Origin of the sequence: Planococcus chinensis (assembly GCF_042681545.1) — a bacterium.
Taxonomy (GTDB): Bacteria; Bacillota; Bacilli; order Bacillales_A; family Planococcaceae; genus Planococcus; species Planococcus chinensis.
Genome location: NZ_JBHUFW010000011.1, coordinates 479,388 through 497,890, shown reverse-complemented (window position 1 = coordinate 497,890; position 18,503 = coordinate 479,388). Strand labels below are relative to the sequence as shown.

Sequence of the window (18,503 nt, the reverse complement as noted above, 5' to 3'; positions counted from 1 at the left end):
TTCTCCTCTACCATCATAACGAAAATAAAAGCATAAGTAAATTACATTAAAATTATAGAATGTGATAAGTTTTTTGAATTACTCTTTTGGAAATCATTTGAGTTTTCCGATGGTTTTTTCCAATTGCTTCAAATGGCGCTTTTCATGGAGACCGATAAACGGAAACCATTGGATCAGCGGCACTTTTCCAAAGACCGGATGCGGCATAGATTTACTTTCAAGTACGTCTTCCGTGGTAGCATCATAGACACTGTCCAAAAACATACGGGACTCGGCAAGCCGCGCTTTCATCTCTTCGAGCGTAAAAAATTCACCGGTTGGAACAAGAGGTGCCGGGGCATCCACTTTTACCATGCGGCTGACAGTCAATTGAATGGGTTTCTTGGATGCTTTTTCACTTTCCTCCCGCGCAATTTGTTTCGAGAGATTTTTGGCGATATACGCCTCCATCAAGTGCAAATGCTCGAGCACTTCCATCGGAGACCATTCATCAGCCGCCGGCTTCCGGTTCAGCAAATCATCCGGGAGACCTTCTGCGGCAGCGAGGACTTGCTCCCTCACCTTTTCATTAGCTTCTTTATACATTATCCACCTCTTCCTTCTATATAAGACCCTTCATATAAGGCATACCCTATTATTCTAACAATAGTACGTATTTCCTTCTTCTTTTCTTCATTTTATCGAGGTTTTAGCGGCTTGGTGGCTGTTTTTGGTTTTTTAGTTGCAGTTCCCTTATGTAGAATTGTATTTATTTATCAAAAGCCGACGCTTTTCTGGATAAAGCCCGTCTTTACTGGGTTTCTGAAGGGAAAGTACGTTCCCTTTCGGCCCGTAACTGGTATAATTAAGATAATTCAAAAAAGAAAGGGTGCTGCACTATGCCATACGGCTACGAGAAATACCGGTTGAAGAACGGCATCAGCCCGAACACGGTCGTCCATGAAGTCCAATTGATCCGTTCGCTATTCGCCTTTCTTCGGAAAACCTATAAAAAAACGGTCGAACCCCATGAGATCCGCCCGTCTGATATACAGAAGTTTTTGCAGGAACAGCACGAAACCGGCATTAAGGACAGCACATTGAACCGAAAGTTGATCTACATACGCCAGTGGTTCGATTATATGTGGCAAATCGGCCGGATCCCGGTCGACTTCATGCCGAAATTCAAGCTCAATCAGAAACTGGATTTGACGCCTGCCGACATCGAAATCGATTACCAGGTGCTGTTGGAGAAAAAAGACAGCCTCCTGGCTTCGGATAAGCTGACACTGAACGCCAAAATCCTGTTCATTTTTTATATGCGGGGCCTGCGGCTTCGGGATATGGCGACTATTGAAGTGGATGATTTCGAGAACCGCGGCGACAAACTCACGCTGTTATTGGAGAAAAAGGATGGCTATGCGTGCCAGCTCGAATTTTCCGGCTCGGAAATTCCGGTCCTCCAGGAAGGGATTGAACGTGCCGTTTTCCGGAACACCCCTTACCTTCTGTCTTCCAAAGTGAAAGACGGCTATTCCATGTTCAAGATGGGATCGCTGTCTGATTATACGGACGCCTTGTCGGAATTTCTCGGCGTGCCGGTGCGCTCTGGCGATATCCGGTTCGCCTACGTCTATCATTTGTATTCCGTTGAACACAAGAATTTGGAAGAGATTCAGGAAACGCTCGGCGTCTCGCTCGATTCAGCTTCCCGCATGCTGAAGGAAGCCCTCACCCGCTTGAAGCGAGGATAAAAGCAGAAAGGCCGGCTTCCAAGTTAGGAAGCCGGCCTTTTAAATTTCTAGAAAAAGAACTCGAAGTCGATGACGAAATTCAGGAGAACCAACGTATGGATGACAACAAACCACATGCCTTGCCGGTTGAGTTTTTCTACGTTTTCATATTGCATATTGACCATCCCCTTATCTCTTTTTGAAATTATACTGAAAATTCCGAACAAAGGCAAGCATTTTTAATTTCCATCTTCCAGCAGGATTCAGGTAAACTGATAATAGAAGATTTCGCTAAAACTACGAGGAGGAAATGGAATGAAGAAAGCTTTATTGGTTGTGGATTACACGGTGGATTTTGTGGCAGACGACGGGGCTTTGACATGCGGCGAACCTGGCCAGGCCATTGAGGAGCGGATATGCGAACTGGTTGAGCAATTCCTTCAAGACGGCGAGCTGGTGGTGTTCCCTGTCGATCTGCACGAGCAGGACGACGCGTATCATCCGGAAGCAAAACTTTTCCCGCCGCACAACATCCGGGGAACAGCCGGCCGCAATTTGTATGGCCGTTTAGCAGACGTTTATGAAGCGAACAAAGAGCGCATCGTCTGGATGGATAAAACCCGATACAGTTCATTTGCCGGAACAGCTCTGGAACTGATGCTTACTGAGCGCGGCATCACGGACCTGCACCTTACAGGTGTGTGTACGGACATCTGCGTACTGCATACGGCAGTCGATGCGTATAATAAAGGATTCGATATCACGGTCTATAAAGACGCCGTTGCCAGCTTCGATCCGCAAGGCCACGAATGGGCGCTCCGGCACTTCTCCGGCAGCCTTGGGGCTAAGGTCAAATAATTTTTCCTCCTTTATGTTTCAAATGTCATGAATAAGGTTATATCTTAAGTGTAGCAATTATTCATAACTAAGAAGGAGATGGAAAACATGAGCATTATTCTATTCTTAATCATGGGTGGTATCATCGGTTGGCTAGCTGGTATGATCCTAGGCAAAGACATTCCTGGAGGCATTATCGGGAACATTATCGCAGGTATCGTTGGAGCTTGGCTCGGCAGCTTGCTGCTAGGAAACTGGGGACCTGAAATCTGGGGCGTATACATCATCCCTGCATTGATTGGTGCTTTGGTTCTAGTATTCGTCTTAAGCCTAATTCTTGGTTCAATGAGAAAAGGCCGCAGAAGAGCATAATTGAAATGCAAAAAGAGGACCCTCGGGTCCTCTTTTTTATTGTGCTGCGTATTCTTTTTCATAGAGATGGTAATAATGGAGTACGTCCTCGACGTACTGGTTGCTATGGTTGTACTGGAAGATTGCACGTTCCAGCTCCCCTTTGGCCGCTCCGTTTTTCGAAAGGTAATTGGCGGCGCTATACACGGCATCCGGCAGGCTGTAAGGATCAGCAATGCCGTCTTGGTCGCCGTCAACCCCGTAGCCACCGTATTGGGCGATGACCGCCGGGTCTGTTTTTTCTTGGTCTGGGATATCCCCTTCCCCCAATCCTGAGCAGGAAGGATGGCTCCATCCGACGAACGTGCACGGCATGAATTGCATATGGCCCTCTGCACCAACAGGCGACAAGAGCGGATCCATTGACGAAAATTTCGTTTCTATACGGTGATGCGCAGCGAGCAGCGTCCAAGGAACACCATATTCATCGGCCGCTTCCTGATAAAGCGGGATGTTTTCCTCAGGCAACTCCACTTCAAACAGATTTCTGGGTGTATCTTTAATCGAATTTATGACAGTTGCCGGATTGAATAAATAAAACACGAGGATCAACATCGTGGTCAGAACGACAGCTGCAGGAAACAAGACGATCAGAAACCACATCTTCAAGCGGTTTCCGCGTTTCGTTTTTTTCTTGGTTTTCATAGTTCCACACCTATTTTGGGATTTCTTTCAGTGTACCATAGTTTGGTTTATATATTCTTTCAAGAATAATTTTTGAAAAAGGAATAAATTAGGCGCTGCTTTTCTTTCTTCCTTTTCTATTGCATGAGAAGTATACTTGATTCGGAGGTGAATTTTATGTGGGAAGATTTCAAAAAATTTGCATTAAAGGGGAATGTATTGGATTTGGCCATTGCCGTGGTCATCGGGACAGCGTTCGGTAAGATTGTCACTTCGCTTGTCGAAGACATCATCATGCCGGCTGTTGGCATTCTCCTTGGGGGATTCAGCGTAGCCGACTGGACTTATACATTCAATGGAGCTGATTTGCGCTACGGGGCATTTGCACAGTCAATCATCGACTTTCTGATCATCGCATTCTCCATCTTTCTGGTCATCCGTCTGTTCACCAAATTCAAACGAAAAGACGATGTGCCGGCCGAAGCTGAACCGGAAGTGCTCGACAAAAAAGAAGAGCTGCTTACGGAAATCCGCGACCTGCTTTCAAAAGAGAAGCTCTAAAGTTTTAAAAGCCCAACCCAGTTTAAAAAACATCCCCATGGAGAACTTGTACAAGTTCTCCATGGGGATGTTTTTAATTTGCTGGATAGGTCCGTTCATGCTAGAAGTAGCCTAAGATAATAGCGAAACGAAAAACCATCAACAATAAACGCAGTTCTTTAGGCATAACGTAAGTATAAAATTGAAAACATAATTAGCAACGCTATATGCGATATGTAACTTACGGAGCTCTGAACCGTCTGACTCCATATGGAGGTGAATTCAGATGAAAAAACTTTTGATCCAGCCTATCATTTTTGGTTCTTTACTATTTGCTGCTTGCATCGGTGAGGAAAAGCAGGCCGACTCTATAGGAACTGAAATTGCGGAAGCAGCGGAAACCGACATATACGGCAAAGTAAAAGCTACTCCCGTCTTTGAAGTAATAGATAAGGAACACTTCGAATCGTTCCAAAAAGCGCTTGATGGTGCTGTTAAAATTGAAGGCACTGTAAACATGTCTACTCCCCACGCGAAAATCTTGCACAGCAGTGACAGCTATTTTCTTTGGTTCAATGAGAACAACACGGCGACGCTGATGGATGCCACTGATACGCATACGATCTATACAGTTTTTGCTGTGAGCAAAATTAAAGAAATGATAGGGGCCGGCAATGATTCTGATTAAGCCGGAAAATCTTTATTGCTAAGCATAATACATTGCAGGTTTTGATTAATACTGATTACCTTCAACGGAGGGATTTGTAAAATAATTTCTTACATAATCAAAAAAACGGATCCGTTGTCACATTTTAAAACTATATAAGCAGGCCGCTCTTTCTAAAAAGCGCCGTCCACAACCCCGAGACGCCGAAAACTGTTTCCAATTCTCCGGCACTCTTCATTTTCCGGATTTCAATTCTTTCTAATTCATCAAATATGGCGCTAAGCTTTTCTTCGGTAAATCCTAATCCTCCATGGAGGCTTCTTTGTCTGTAAACTTCCCAATCCGAGATATCCGAACCGCCTAATTCTCCCCCTTCGACAAAACAAGTGATGGCAAAATGGCCGCCTGGCTTCAACGCTTTCATGACAAGATCAAGGTAATTGCTTCTCCGATGAGGGGCGATATGGTGAAAGCAGCCGGAGTCATAGACAATATCATATGTACCTTCGTCGATCCTAAGTTCGAAGATGTTGCTGTGGATAAAGTTCACTTCAACCCCTTGATCGTTTGCTCTTTCTTTTGCCCACCTGATCGACTCATCCGACAGGTCTACTGCATCCACCGCGCAACCCTTTTCCGCGAGATAAATGGCATTTCTCCCTGGTCCGCTCCCTAATTCCAATACTTTTCCAGGCTGCAGCAAACCCTCTTTGAAATAACCTGCGAGATTCTCGTCCGGTTTATTGGCAAAGAACGGAACGCCTTTTCCTCGGTCGGAATAGAATTCATTCCAGAACCCGGCCGGATCACGCAATAATGAGTCCAACATGTTCAAAATGTCTTCTTGGCTCCTGATTTCCTCTTTCATTTAATCCCCTTCTCCCCTTGGTCGTCTTCCTACTCAATGATACTAATAATTCCATTCCCATTAGTTACTGGAAGGTTACATTTGCATTAATTCACTCGTATCCACCTGTAGCTGCTCCATCGATTTCGAGGCGTTTAATGCCTCTGACAGCCTTTAAACCGTCCCTTTTAGCCTTTTGAGACTCTACACCTTACCTCCCTTTCCCAGTGCTTGAATATTTTCTGTAGCCGTCTCACAATGTCGGCTTTTTTTACAAATCCATAAATGTTACTTTTGTTACGACAGCATTACATAGGCACGTTGAGAGGATTTTGAGCTAAGGGTTTAAAATAGACAAAGGCCGCTCCCCTCTAAACCAAAATTGGCTTAGGAGAAGCGGCAGCTATCAGTTATTGAATTGTAGGTGGTCAATCTTGTCGTTTATTTTGATTCCACTAGAAAAAAATCAAGCTGAAACCTATATCAACCATGCATACAAATCTCTAACCGCTCGATTAGAGGTCAGTGCCAGTCAATCAGCATCAGCCAAATCCCCTTCGTTATTAACATAAAGATCAAAATGGATTTCCGCTTCGATGGCGCTGGCAAAATCGATGATGTTTTTCTCAAGCACCATAACCGGGGTTCCGATATTTTCGACATCGATTACAATGATAAAAAGATACGTCAATCCGAATTCCTTTTTCAGTTGGATCAAACATGTTTCTTTACCTGCTAAAGAGTTGAGCAGCGGCGTAAGCTGATCGTTGATATCATCAGATTCTTGAAAACCTGTACTTAATGTCCAATCCGTTTCCATTCTCTTTCTGGTCTTGGAGGAAGCGGGTCCGCTTTTTCCGATGAGGTCGCCTTTGACAAAGGTTTCTGTAGGTTCAAGCCCAAGTTCTTCCGTAATCCGTTCAAGCGGAAACGCATCGCCAACTATGCTAAAGCAGGCCATCACTTTTGTGCCACCCATTCAAATTCCTCCCTTTTATATAGCCCGAAGCTTAATTGAACTGCACTTTTAGTTTGTTGAATAAAACCAGTGTAATCTTCTATTCTTTCAATATACTTAGCAATCCAAAAGAACGCTAGCTAATTTTGTATGCTAGGTACTCGTTAACGAGTTTTAGAGAACTAAAAAAGAGAAGATGCTTCCTAAGAAGCTCTCCTATTTCGATATGCATTAAAAATATAGGCAGCTTTCTGGATAGCTTATTCCTACATATAATAAATTCCTCGTTTTATTTTATTCCTTTTAATTTTGCTCAAGCAATCAAATCATAACCTTTTTAATTTATTGGTAAACATAAAAAACACCTTGCACAGTGCAAGGTGTCTGCTGGAATTATGCCTTTACTCCGCTGCTTGCTTCGGAATCCGTCAAGTTTTCTGCAGCATCCATCCGGTAACTGATGAAGGCCAGTCCAGAGGCGATCAACGCGCTGATGCCGCCAACCCATGAGAGATGTTCGTATCCTCCATGGGCAACCACATAGCCTCCAAGCGTTGCACCCAGCGCAATGCCGATATTGACTGCAACCGGCGTTAAGGAAGAAGCGAAATCCTTGGCAGCCGGGAAGTACACAGTCGCCAAGTTCATCAAATACAATTGAATTGTCGCGTTCATGGCATAGATCATCACAGCCATCAACATCAGGCTGGCCAGTCCCGCCAAAGTGGATTCCATTGTGAAATACAGCGACCCTAAAATTACAGCCTGGACAATAAATACATAGCGCAGCTTGCTGACACCGTTGCGGCTGGCGATTTTTCCTGCCAAGACATTGCTCAGGATGGAGAACGCGCCGTAGGCTAGCAGTATGGCACTCACGTAGCTAGTCGGGATTCCGAGCCCGTCCTCTAATATCGGGGTGATGTACGTATAAACCGTATAAGTTCCGGCAATCGAAAATGTCGGGATAAAGAACGCCAGAATCATCCGTGGATTTGCCAGCAATTGGAGCTGTTCCTTGGCCGACGCTTTTTGCACCTTCAATTTTCTCGGCAGGATAAAGATGCTCATCACTAAACTGATTATCCCTAATAACGTGGTGAACCAGAATGTCAGCTGCCAGTTGCCGAGCTGCCCGATGAGTGTCCCTATAGGAACACCTATGACATTTGAAATCGTGAAGCCGGCGAAAATCAACGCAATAATCGGCCCCTTCTTGCTTTCCGGCATAATGTCGCTGGCAATGCTCATCGACAACGCAACCAACACGCCGCTGACCACCGCTGTAATGACTCTAGAAAAGATCAACAGCTCATAAGAGCCGGATAAGGCACTGATGATATTGCCGACGATGAATATGGATATCAACGCCAGCATCAAAGGGTATTTGGGGAACCGGCTGACATACGCCGTCAATGCCGGCGTCCCGATGGCATAAGCGATGGCAAAGCCGGATACCAGTGTGCCTGCAACAGCAAGACTGATGTTCAAATCGGCCGAAACTTCGGTCAACAGGCCGACGATCACGAATTCACTCGTCCCCATTACAAATGTCAAAAGCGTCAGTGTAAAAGCCAATACTTTCTGTTTGTTGGTTAATGCATCTTTTTCGAAAACTTTATCCATGAAAAAATTCACTCCTAATTTGAATTGCCTTGTACATACGAATGAATTCTTCCATCCCTATCTCAAGCTAGCATTTTGAATATAGATATATCTAAAAATATCGATATGAGAAATTAAAAAAAGGCAGAGGACTGCCTCAAATTTCTTCATTGATAAACTGCGCGATTTTTGCCAATGTCTCTTCATTCCGCCTGTAATACGTCCATTGCCCGTACCGCACCGCTTCGAGCAAGCCTGCTTTTTGCATGAGCGACAAGTAATGGGAAACGGTGGACTGGGAAAGGTTCACCTTTTCTTGAATATCCCCGACACATACGCCGCCTTCAATGCTTACCTCCTTGGGCAAATGCGCTTGCTGCGCTGGGAAATTCTTCTCTGGTTCTCTGAGCCATTTCAAAATATTCAAGCGGGTTTCATTTGACAATGCTTTGAAAACATCTAATACATTTATATTTTCCATGGCCCTATCTTATATCGATTTAATTCGATATGTCAATGCATGTGCTTTATGGGCTCCTTTGAAATTCATATGGACTATATTTCCTTAGCCTCTTTCCATAATAAGAAAGGAGATTCTTCTAATGAAATATAACAGCTAACGGTCAGCCTTGAAACTGTATGCGAAATCAATACCATTTAGATCAATCAGGTGTTCACTACCGAAGACGGCAATAGCTTCTCCGTCTGTTGCATGCTGGACACTACGACTTTAGAAATCTTCAATTCATATTTTCATTAACGAAAAATATTTAGACTCTCCAGTGCCCCCAAGAGACTTCCTTACTTGAGAACATTTTTATGAGAACTTTTAAGTCAAGATAAAATTGCACTTGGAAGCCGAAAACCTACACTCATATCCACTCTTTTCCGTGTTCACGTATAAATTTCATCTCATTCTGATAATGTTCAGTATGCCCTTCACTGATCATTTTCTGAAAAGCCAGGTCCCCTTCATCGGCTTTTCTTGCTATCGTTTTGCATAACCCTTCCAATCGAAGCAACACCATTTCTATAATTTGTTCATCTATTTCCATTCCATAAGAATCAAAAAACAGTTTTACCCGTTGTTTTATTCGGTCTGCATCTTTTGAAGAATTGTAATAAACTTCTTCCTCCACTGATTCCGGAAGATTGAATCTGCTCAAAGGGACACAGGTGTATAATGTATAGGCGATATCCCAGAGCCGCGGACCGGGCGCGGTATGATCAAAATCAATAATTCCCGTTGGCATTTCCCCTTCAAAAATAATGTTATAGATTGCAAAATCATTATGGCAAAGTACCTCCAAGGGTTGAGGCGTATTATCGAGCGGCTTCCAACTTTCGTCGAATGAAAAATCACTTGCCGCGTCATGATAAAGGCGGAGCATTTTCGCTATACCTTTTAAAGCCCCATTTGACCACATGTGTTTTTTAATCGGGTAATTACCAGCATCGCCTTCGATGAAAGATAGCACCTCCCTTCCATTTTCATCAATCCCTAAAAACCTAGGAGCATACCGAAAATTCTTATCCTCCAGATGTTTCAGCAGCCTGTGGATTTGGGGACTCTCGGGTTTTACTTCCCGACGGACTGTATCTCCTATACGGTATACATCAGAAACGTTGCCCCCCGTTAGCTTCTCTTTGTTTGTATGTTCCGCCAACCTAAATTCACCTCTACAATCTGAACTCTTACATAGTATGCGACCATAACTATCGTTCTAACAATGATAACCTTTATTAAAACTCCCATCTGATTTCTTCAAGGAAATCCTCAAGCGGAGGAAGTCTCTTCTTCGATTGCCGGTACGGCAAAAGGATTTCTTCCCGGAATTGCCTGAATAGAGAAGAATCCATTTCCGGAAACTTTTGTTCCAACCTGATTTTGCTCCGCTCATCAATAGCATCAATCGAATGGATAATATAGGCCGTCATTATAGGAAACTCTAGCTGAATGGAATGAAACTCTGCATAAAAAGCTTGAACAAAGTTATTCAGTTCAAAGCAGGGGTAATACGGGTCGAACTCGCCGTCAAACTTCCGTTCGTGCTGCGGCGTGAACGGGTGCGCACTTCCAGTCTCCCAAGTGCCGGCCATAATTGCGAAGGCGGCTACTGCTGCCCGCCGAATGTTTTCGTCAGGATCACTAAAATGGCATTCATAGTGATCAAACTCGAATGACCAGCCCCCATGGAAGTATGTGGGTGTGAAAACTTCCAGCACCGCTGCCACTTTTTCAACTAGAGACTTCTCATCGACTGTGCTTTGTCTATGTCTGTTATTTGCTAATGCCTCTCCAATTAGAGTTTGATCAAAGTCCAGATTGCTTCCAAGATAATTAATGGCTTTATGATTTAGCCAGATTTCCAGATTCACCGTGGAATCGAGAAGAGCATCTTTCAGCCAGCGCATAGCTTCTCCTGGTTTCCCCATATCGTATAAAGTAAATGAATAGAACACTTTAAGAAGGCCAGCATCCCAATACTTCCGCATGCCTGTCATTAAAACTTCCTCGGATTCTGTCAGTCGGCCATTAAGCCGGTGCAACAATCCGAGTTGAGCATAGGCATTAATGGCTTTTGAATCGGGCAAGCCGAGACCGATGGCTTTCTCGTAAAAGCGGATGGCTTCCTTTTCTTCTGCCAAAATGTCGTAGCTCCAGGCACATTCATAATTCAGCACCGCTTGGTCCGGATGTTCATCAACAAGCTCTGCGAGAAGCCGGTTTGACTCACGTAATTCACCGGTGCGCCGAAGCTCCAAAGCGGTTTCAAGTGTTTCTTTCATTATACTCCCTCCTTTTGCGTGCAACTCAAAATCTCCTGTATTTCCCACACTTTAGCTTGTACCTGATCTTTTGCCTATATTAACATGAATATCCATTTCCGAATTCCCAGTTCAGATACAAAAGGATTTCATGGGAAATTGTTAATGAATTGCTAAAACCGGCCGTAAATATATGCTGTGGCCGGTTTTAGATTGCTCAATTCTGATATTAAATTTTAAAGGAACATAACCCAAGTTATAAAACAGTAGTCCACTTCTTAAAATTCATACATCCCGTTTTGCAAAACTGTAGATAGCCAAAATCACTGCCGCTACACCGTAGAGCACCGCATACCAAACCATCACATTTCCAGGTGTGGAGACACTTGTGAACATGCCGCCTTGCGCAAAAGAGAGGGGATCATCTGACGTATCAAATAATAGCACCGTCATTTTCCGGTACATGGAGTCGATGGGGAAAACAAGGCTCATGACGATCCCGATATTAACGAGGCTCGCTTTTTCGACTAACGCGCCGAATTGTTCGATAAAGCCTCCGATAAACGCCGCCCCGTATAAGATAATGGCCACAATTCCTGCATTCAATGTGGTCATCCGGGTGCTCAGCAAGATGCCGAATGCGACCAAGACAAATGGCTGGATGGCAAACACACTGACCGCCCCAATCAGCTGCAGGGGCTGGATGTCCAGATCCATCCAATCGGCTCCGATGCCTTGGTGGAGCAGGACAATGCTGAAAAACAAACCGGCTGCATAGGCAATCATGAGAAAAGCCAATCCGAAAAACTTGCCCAGCACAAATTGGGTCCTAGAAATCGGCCGCATCAGCCATGTATCGATTTGATGGCTGGCTACTTCTCCTGAAATCGCACTGACGCTGGACATAATCGCAAGCAAAGCCGTGATAAAAGACGAAAAATAAAGGCCGACTCCCAAAAGCTGTGATGCAACAAACTGCTGCATCATAAAGGCTTGTGTGCCTTGGCCGATATCCTCTAATTCTTCTGCGCCTTCCCTTCCGGCGAAGTAGATCGCCGTAGCATATAGCGCCAGAAAAATGAGCGTCATTATGATTGTAATCAGGAAAATACGCTTTGAAATGACTTCCTTGACGGTCAGTTTACTGATTGTCCACATAAGCGCTCTCCTTTTTCTGGTTCACCCAATGCATAAAAACATCCTCGAGATGCGGAGTGACCGGTTTGACTTCATGGACGCCGATTTGTTTGGAAGAAAGGAAATGGACAATTCTCGGAATATCCTTTTCGTCCTCGAGCTGAACCAGCCACCGTGTCCGCACGCCTTCCAGTTTGATTTTTTGATACTGGATGACATATGGAGGAAACGGCGCAGCATTCGAACCCTCTAGCACAATCTCCACCTGTGGATCCGCCCTCATCAAATCACGCCATGGGCCTTGGACCATTATCTCTCCTTGATGGACGATGGACACTTCGTCGCAAAGAGACTCCACTTCATGCAATAAATGACTGTTCAAAAAAATGGTTTTCCCCTGATCCCGCAGATAGGCCATGAGATCCCGGACATCTTTGCGGCCAATCGGGTCCAACGCGGAAGTGGGTTCATCCAGGAAAATCACTTTCGGGTCATTCAAAATTGCACAAGCAAGGCCGATCCGCTGCGCCATCCCTTTGGAAAACCCGCTGATCCGGCCCCTTTCTCTTCCTGTCATGCCGACAAGCTCGATCACTTCATCGATCCGTTTGGTTCGTTGCCGGACCGGGATTCTGCATAATTCGGCATGGCTTTCGAGCAGCTGCCTGCCGGTCAGCCAATCCGGATAGCGGAACAGCTCCGGAAGATAGCCGACCTGTTCCCGGGACTTCACTGTTCCGATCGGCTCACCGAGGATAAAGCCTTCTCCGCTTGTCGGCTGCAGTAGGCCGAGAAGCGTCCGGACAAATGTGCTTTTTCCAGAGCCATTCGGCCCTAAGAAGCCATAAACAATGCCTTCTCCGATAGACAACGTCACATCTGAAATGCCGCCCTTTCCATCGTACGTTTTCGTCAGCGAACGGGTCTGGATAACGTCCATCCTCTTCCTCCTCCATAGGGATTAAGAAAAGTTCAGAGTGCAAATGGACCACTCTGAACTTTTTGTATTTATGGGTTGAATCGAATATATTACTTGAAATACCGCTTCAGCCGCTTTGAGCATGGCTATCGCTGGATAAGCTCCTGAATATTAGTCTAATTTATTTATCCCATTTATTGAACGCGTTCTCCTAGATCAAGCAGCGCGTCTGTAGCCATTTTGCCTTCAGCGAAAATCGTGTGGATTTCGCCGTTTTCCTGCCAGACAAGATAGGAATGTTCGTTGCTTTCCACTGCAAAGCCTTCAGCTCCGCCTACCATGACTTCAGTCATCTCGGAATCTTCTGTCGCCGCATAAGGAATCGGTAACGTCGATTCGATATTTTCAATGCCGGCAAGCTGCGTTTTCACGTTCTCAGGCAAAAACGGAAGCGACAGCAGCGTGGCTCTCAATTGCTCGATCGACACGCCGTCAGGAACGTTGATTTCCGGAGATTTCGTGTGCATATAGGCGACGTGTTGCCCGTCCATGCTGTAGTCCGTGCGGACGGCTTCAAATGTCGATACGGCAAACGGCTTTCCGTCAAGAAGGGATTCAAATTGCTGGTCAGAACCTAGCTGGTTCAGCATCTGATTCGCTTTTTCAACATCCAGCGTAAACGTCATGGTGGAGGCGGGAACTACCTCTACCCCTTCAACTCCATACGCTCCGAAATCAGGCACGCTGTATCCTGCAGCTGCTGCACTTTGGGCAGTGCCAAAGTGCGCGGCTTCTTCAGCAGCCTTTGACATGTCCATCTTACCGATCCCTTTTAGGTCCAACGAGCCGTCTCCATTTTCATTCACCCAGTCTTCGATTGCCCGCAGGTCATTCTGCGTCAATGTTACCACTTCAAATTCGTTGACGCGGAATAAAGAAAGGAATTGTTCCGCTTCTCCTCGGACTTGCGGGAAGGCAAGTGTACTGATCAAAGCGGCTGCTGCTGCAGCAGACAAAAGGAGCCGTTTGGTTTTCGTCTTCAATATTCTCCACCCCTTCGTTGTTCTCAGTTCTTCATCCCTTGATGGGATTCTTGTTCCACTCATTTGCAGCTTTTTGCTGAATTGCACCCATGCCGCTTCTGTGTCAACAGATGCATCCTTCGCTTCTAAAACGCCTTCACAGAAAGACTGCAGGTTTTTCAATTCTTCAATGCTTTCCCGGCAGGATGGGCAGCTCTCCAGATGCTTCATGATCCCTTTTTTCTGTTCACGGCTGACCTCCCCGTCCAAATATGCTTGCAGCGTCCCTTTATCCTGGCAGGTCATTGGTCCTCGCCCCTTCCTTCCATATATGATTGCTTGAACCGTTGTTTCGCCCGGGCTAATAGCGTGCCGACGGATCCTATTTCGATCCCGATTTGGCGGCCGATTTCTTCATAGCTATATCCTGAAAACTTCATGATGAGAAGTTCGCGGTCCCGTTCCGAAAGTTTCATCAAGCTTTTCTGGACTTCATCGATGTCTTCATGTTCCATATACTTGTCTTCGACAGAACTTGCGGCCTTGTTGCCGAACATTTTCTGTTTGTCTTTACGGGCACAATGGCGCTTTTCGGTCCGGATGTGATTATAGGCGGTAGTGACCGCCACTTTTGTCAGCCAGGCCGGCAAATTGATTATCGCATTCCGGTCCGTCCGGAATAATTTGACGAACACTTCCTGCGCAATGTCTTCTGCGATGGATTGTTCTTTCACGATGACCAGAATTTTTCGGACGACAAGCGGATAATGTTGCTGAAATAAAAGCTGAAACGATTCTTCATTTGACGAATTGTTGTTGTTCTCAGACAACCCCGCATTCACCTCCATCGCTCCATCCTCCTTTCAAAAGCCCTTCCTAATAAAGACACCGGAATTCTTGTTTTCATGACGGATTCGCTTGTTATTTTCAATTTCCCAAAACATCTTGGTTTTGGCTTCCAATCTGCCGATTGTAATTCAATTTGAATCTACCATATAAACAGTTGAATCACACGAAGTATTTGTTATATTCAGACACCTGAATCTGATAAAAAGTTCCAATATAAAGTTTCACATGGCCAGTTTTCCAAAACTTCCTAAAAGGAGCTTGCCTTGCGTTATCTAGTGGAAATGATAAAATATCAGTATATTCTGTAAAAAAACCTTAAAGTTAATACTCAAATCAATCAGATTCATTCGCTGCCCTTTTTCGGAAACCTTTACAATAGGAGATGAGTGCAATGAACGATTTGGCCAATTCAACCCCGAGCAAAATCCGGCAGGCAATCCGCGAAGGGGTATGGGACAAACCGACATCCAGCTTGGCAAATGGCTTTCTGCAAGCGAACCTTGTCATCCTCCCAAAGGACATGGCGTTTGATTTTCTGCTATTCTGCCAGCGCAACCCGAAATCCTGTCCGCTGATTGATGTCACGGATCCCGGCTCATTCACTCCGGTGCAATCTGCGCCTTCAGCAGATCTTCGCAGCGATCTACCCCGCTACCACGTATACCGCCATGGTGAATTGACGGAGACACCGACTGATATCACCGAATTCTGGGATGACGACATGGTCGCGTTTCTGATCGGCTGCAGCTTCACGTTTGAAGAGGCCCTCGTGAAAAACGGCATTCCGATGCGCCATAACGAGGAAGGCCGCAACGTACCGATGTACAAGACCTCGATTCCGGCTGTGAAAGCCGGCCGCTTTGAAGGTCCGACGGTTGTCAGCATGCGTCCGGTAGCTGAGAAGGATGTCGTGCGTGCGGTCCAGGTGACGAGCCGCTTTCCGACGGTCCACGGTGCGCCGCTCCATATCGGACACCCCGCCGGTATCGGCATTGCCGACCTCGACCAGCCGGATTACGGCGACAGCGTAACAGTCAAAGAAGGCGAAGTTCCTGTTTTCTGGGCATGCGGCGTTACTCCGCAAGCAGTCGCAGCCCATGTCAAACCGCCGCTAATGATCACCCATGCGCCGGGCCATATGTTTGTCACCGACCTCAAGACGGAAGAAGTTGGCGTGATTTAGAAAAAGCACTGGTTCCCGATCGGGAATCAGTGCTTTTTGCAACGGATGTAAATTCAATGGGAGGGCTTTGCATGATCGATTTCCAGGAAACCGAGATCAGAGGAAGCGAGCCGATTCTCTTCATCCACGGGTTGGGGGCAAGCCGCTGGATGTGGTGGCAACAGGAAGCGGCCTTTCAGGATCATCAAGCAATCCTGGTGGACCTCCCGGGGCACGGGGAAAGTGTTTCGACCCTATGGGTTAGCTTAGCGGATACCGCCAAAGGGATTGCCCGGCACGTGATCCATGGCCGCAGGGTCCATGTCGTAGGAATCTCATTGGGCGGCCATGTCGCCTTGGAACTGGCAAAGCACTACCCTGAAAACATCCTCAGCATATGGATTACCGGCATCACTGTCAAACCCATCCCGTATCGTTTTTTGCTAAAGCTCCAGTCCCGATGGGTTCAGCGGGGGCTCCGCAATGAACGGTACCTCGAAGACTTAGCTGAAAGGCATTTCCGGTTGCCCCGGCATAAAACCGCAGATTTCATCTCGAATTATCAGCTGCTTACTCCTGAGACCTATGAAGCTATCTGGAACGAAATAATGCGGTTTCATCTGGATGCTTCTTATAAGGTGATCACAGCGCCCTGTTTTATTGTAGCAGGCGAAAAGGAATCGGCCCGCATCCGGGAATCGGTGGAAGTTGTGCCGCAGATCCTACCGAATGCTGCTGGAAAGATCATACCTGGCGCGCAGCACGATTGGCCGGTGCAGAATGCGCAGCTCTTTAATTCACTTCTGAAAGAGTGGCTGGATCAATACCGGCTAAAGAGCTGATCCACGCCGCTCCCATGCCAAGCCGTTAAGCTTTGTTTACGTAGGTCAACGTTTTCCCGCTCATGCCGAATATGACTGTTAGCAGTGGCGACAATAAACAGAAGAAAGCGAAAGGCAAGTATTCCAAAGTGGATACGCCCAATACCGAGGTGATAAAGATGCCGCAGACGCTCCATGGAACCAGCGGATTGACCACCGTTCCGGCATCTTCCATGACGCGGCTCAAATTCTTTCCGTGCAGCCCCAACTTTTCGTACTGCCCTTGAAAAGCTTGTCCTGTCAGCAGGATCGACAAGTACTGTTCCCCGATCAGGATGTTGATGCCGATCGCTGTCAAAGCAGAAGCGGCAATCAAAGAAGAGGCCTTTTTCAACAAGCTCTCGATTTTCATGAGCAGGCATTGGACGATTCCCAGCTTGAACAGCAAACCGCCCATGCTGAGAGCCAACAGCACCAAACCGATCGTAAAGAACATGCTTTCCATGCCGCCTCTTGAAAGAAGCGCATCGATTTCCGCAATGCCGGTCGATGAAACATAGCCGCCGAACAGAATGCTGAGCACTTCGGTTACGCTATAGCTTTGGTGCAATAAAGATAAGAGTATGGCAGCAATTGAACTTGCCGCAAGTGTCATTAATGCTGGCGTCTTCACAAGCGTCAAAACGATCAAGACGATCAATGGGATCATGGTGTACCAATGGATGGATCCGGTTTCGAGCATCCCTTCTTTAAAGACCGCAATATCCGAGGTATTTTCCAGCGTAATGGAAGGCGACATAAACCCGAAGAAAATCAATGTCAAAATGAATGCCGGTACGGTCGTCCAGCCCATGTTGCGGATGTGTTCAAACAAATCGACGCCCACGATCGAAGAAGCCAGATTGGTCGTGTCCGATAGCGGCGACATTTTGTCCCCGAAAAATGCGCCGGAGACAATTGCGCCTGCCGTTACTGCTAAAGAAAGATCCAGTGCGCCGGCAATGCCGATGAACGCCACTCCGACGGTCGCAACCGTTGTCAGCGAACTGCCGATGGAAATCCCGATGATTGAGGTGATGATAAAGACGATGGCGTAAAAGAATAACGGCGTGACTAGCGTAAAACCTGCGTAGATCAATGTCGGAATGGTTCCGCTCATCATCCAGCTGCTGATTAGAATGCCAATGAAGAAGAACAGGAAAACCGCACTCATCCCCGCTCCTGCACCTTCGACCAAACCGCGTTCAAGTTCGCGGTACGTCACTTTCTTCACTAGCCCGTAGCAAATCAATAATAAGATCGATACCAAAATCGGCAAATGCGGAGGGGCTTCAAACCTGATGATGCTGACACTGATGACCGCAACCACAATTGCGACCAATGCCACTGCTTCTTTAAAACTTGGTGTAATTACTGCTTTTATTCCAAACATTCCCGATTCCTCCTACATTCTTCTATCTATAAATAAACGCAAAAAAAAAGAAAACCAAGCATCCCTTAACAAAGGGACGAAGGTTTTCTCCGCGTTACCACCCAATTTGACATTCCGCTATCCGCAGGAATCTCCACTTCATTGACCGTCGAAAATACAGATGGTGTAATTCACCTCGATTGCTGCCTGGA

At 46.1% G+C, this 18,503-nt stretch carries 20 protein-coding genes; 7 read left to right on the top strand and 13 right to left on the bottom strand.

Annotated features, from left to right (window positions below):
- Positions 1–93 precede the first annotated feature (93 nt).
- Entirely contained in the window at positions 94–585 is a 492-nt protein-coding gene (locus ACFSDB_RS15070; RefSeq protein WP_204890607.1) for a DinB family protein, read from the bottom strand.
- 293 nt (positions 586–878) lie between these two features.
- Here ACFSDB_RS15070 and ACFSDB_RS15065 point away from each other — a divergent pair, with 293 nt between their 5' ends.
- The 3 genes from ACFSDB_RS15065 (at position 879) to ACFSDB_RS15055 (ending at position 2,921) form a co-directional block, all read left to right on the top strand.
- Positions 879–1,733: a site-specific integrase gene (locus ACFSDB_RS15065; protein ID WP_204890606.1), complete on the top strand. Its 855-nt coding sequence runs from the start codon at positions 879–881 to the stop codon at positions 1,731–1,733.
- A 294-nt stretch (positions 1,734–2,027) separates the two neighbouring features.
- Positions 2,028–2,570, top strand: a complete 543-nt coding sequence (locus ACFSDB_RS15060) for a cysteine hydrolase family protein (protein ID WP_204890605.1) — start codon at positions 2,028–2,030, stop codon at positions 2,568–2,570.
- Positions 2,571–2,657: 87 nt separating this feature from the next.
- Positions 2,658–2,921 (top strand): GlsB/YeaQ/YmgE family stress response membrane protein, encoded by a 264-nt coding sequence (locus ACFSDB_RS15055; RefSeq protein ID WP_204890604.1) that lies wholly within the window; start codon positions 2,658–2,660, stop codon positions 2,919–2,921.
- Between the two features lie 36 nt (positions 2,922–2,957).
- Here ACFSDB_RS15055 and ACFSDB_RS15050 read toward each other — a convergent pair whose 3' ends face one another.
- Complete coding sequence (locus ACFSDB_RS15050) at positions 2,958–3,605, bottom strand: lytic transglycosylase domain-containing protein (RefSeq protein ID WP_204890603.1); 648 nt, start codon at positions 3,603–3,605, stop codon at positions 2,958–2,960.
- 156 nt (positions 3,606–3,761) lie between these two features.
- On the opposite strand from ACFSDB_RS15050, the gene mscL reads away from it, so the two are divergent.
- Complete coding sequence (mscL, locus tag ACFSDB_RS15045) at positions 3,762–4,145, top strand: large conductance mechanosensitive channel protein MscL (protein ID WP_204890602.1); 384 nt, start codon at positions 3,762–3,764, stop codon at positions 4,143–4,145.
- A 265-nt stretch (positions 4,146–4,410) separates the two neighbouring features.
- Positions 4,411–4,812, top strand: a complete 402-nt coding sequence (locus ACFSDB_RS15040; RefSeq protein WP_204890601.1) for a YhfM domain-containing protein — start codon at positions 4,411–4,413, stop codon at positions 4,810–4,812.
- 130 nt (positions 4,813–4,942) lie between these two features.
- On the opposite strand, the gene ACFSDB_RS15035 is transcribed toward ACFSDB_RS15040, so the two are convergent.
- From ACFSDB_RS15035 to ACFSDB_RS14990, 10 genes are all read right to left on the bottom strand, one after another.
- Positions 4,943–5,659 carry a class I SAM-dependent methyltransferase gene (locus ACFSDB_RS15035; protein ID WP_204890600.1) on the bottom strand — a complete coding sequence of 239 codons (717 nt, stop codon included), beginning with the start codon at positions 5,657–5,659 and terminating at the stop codon, positions 4,943–4,945.
- A gap of 511 nt (positions 5,660–6,170) precedes the next feature.
- A complete protein-coding gene (locus ACFSDB_RS15030) occupies positions 6,171–6,599 on the bottom strand; it encodes a DUF4279 domain-containing protein (protein WP_204890698.1) in 429 nt (142 codons plus the stop codon).
- 390 nt (positions 6,600–6,989) lie between these two features.
- On the bottom strand, positions 6,990–8,222 hold the full coding sequence (locus ACFSDB_RS15025) for an MFS transporter (protein ID WP_204890599.1): 1,233 nt from the start codon (positions 8,220–8,222) through the stop codon (positions 6,990–6,992).
- A 136-nt stretch (positions 8,223–8,358) separates the two neighbouring features.
- The gene (locus ACFSDB_RS15020) at positions 8,359–8,682 is read right to left on the bottom strand and encodes an ArsR/SmtB family transcription factor (RefSeq protein WP_204890598.1); all 324 of its coding nucleotides are present in this window, start codon (positions 8,680–8,682) and stop codon (positions 8,359–8,361) included.
- A gap of 391 nt (positions 8,683–9,073) precedes the next feature.
- Positions 9,074–9,868, bottom strand: coding sequence for a phosphotransferase (locus ACFSDB_RS15015; protein ID WP_204890597.1), 795 nt, complete (start codon positions 9,866–9,868; stop codon positions 9,074–9,076).
- A 76-nt stretch (positions 9,869–9,944) separates the two neighbouring features.
- Positions 9,945–10,991 (bottom strand): tetratricopeptide repeat protein, encoded by a 1,047-nt coding sequence (locus ACFSDB_RS15010; protein WP_204890596.1) that lies wholly within the window; start codon positions 10,989–10,991, stop codon positions 9,945–9,947.
- Positions 10,992–11,255: 264 nt separating this feature from the next.
- Positions 11,256–12,128 carry an ABC transporter permease subunit gene (locus ACFSDB_RS15005; RefSeq protein WP_204890595.1) on the bottom strand — a complete coding sequence of 291 codons (873 nt, stop codon included), beginning with the start codon at positions 12,126–12,128 and terminating at the stop codon, positions 11,256–11,258.
- Positions 12,112–13,047 (bottom strand): ABC transporter ATP-binding protein, encoded by a 936-nt coding sequence (locus ACFSDB_RS15000; RefSeq protein WP_204890594.1) that lies wholly within the window; start codon positions 13,045–13,047, stop codon positions 12,112–12,114. Before ACFSDB_RS15000 ends, ACFSDB_RS15005 begins: the two co-directional genes overlap by 17 nt.
- Before the next feature lie 173 nt (positions 13,048–13,220).
- Positions 13,221–14,354, bottom strand: a complete 1,134-nt coding sequence (locus tag ACFSDB_RS14995; RefSeq protein WP_204890593.1) for an anti-sigma factor family protein — start codon at positions 14,352–14,354, stop codon at positions 13,221–13,223.
- The gene (locus tag ACFSDB_RS14990) at positions 14,351–14,896 is read right to left on the bottom strand and encodes an RNA polymerase sigma factor SigX (protein ID WP_204890592.1); all 546 of its coding nucleotides are present in this window, start codon (positions 14,894–14,896) and stop codon (positions 14,351–14,353) included. The genes ACFSDB_RS14995 and ACFSDB_RS14990 overlap by 4 nt, the downstream gene beginning before the upstream one ends.
- Before the next feature lie 392 nt (positions 14,897–15,288).
- Here ACFSDB_RS14990 and ACFSDB_RS14985 point away from each other — a divergent pair, with 392 nt between their 5' ends.
- Together ACFSDB_RS14985 and ACFSDB_RS14980 are read left to right on the top strand one after the other, a co-directional pair.
- Positions 15,289–16,080, top strand: coding sequence for a putative hydro-lyase (locus tag ACFSDB_RS14985; RefSeq protein WP_204890591.1), 792 nt, complete (start codon positions 15,289–15,291; stop codon positions 16,078–16,080).
- Between the two features lie 71 nt (positions 16,081–16,151).
- Positions 16,152–16,901, top strand: coding sequence for an alpha/beta fold hydrolase (locus tag ACFSDB_RS14980; RefSeq protein WP_204890590.1), 750 nt, complete (start codon positions 16,152–16,154; stop codon positions 16,899–16,901).
- Positions 16,902–16,926: 25 nt separating this feature from the next.
- On the opposite strand, the gene nhaC is transcribed toward ACFSDB_RS14980, so the two are convergent.
- On the bottom strand, positions 16,927–18,312 hold the full coding sequence (gene nhaC, locus ACFSDB_RS14975; RefSeq protein WP_204890589.1) for a Na+/H+ antiporter NhaC: 1,386 nt from the start codon (positions 18,310–18,312) through the stop codon (positions 16,927–16,929).
- Positions 18,313–18,503: the final 191 nt, after the last annotated feature.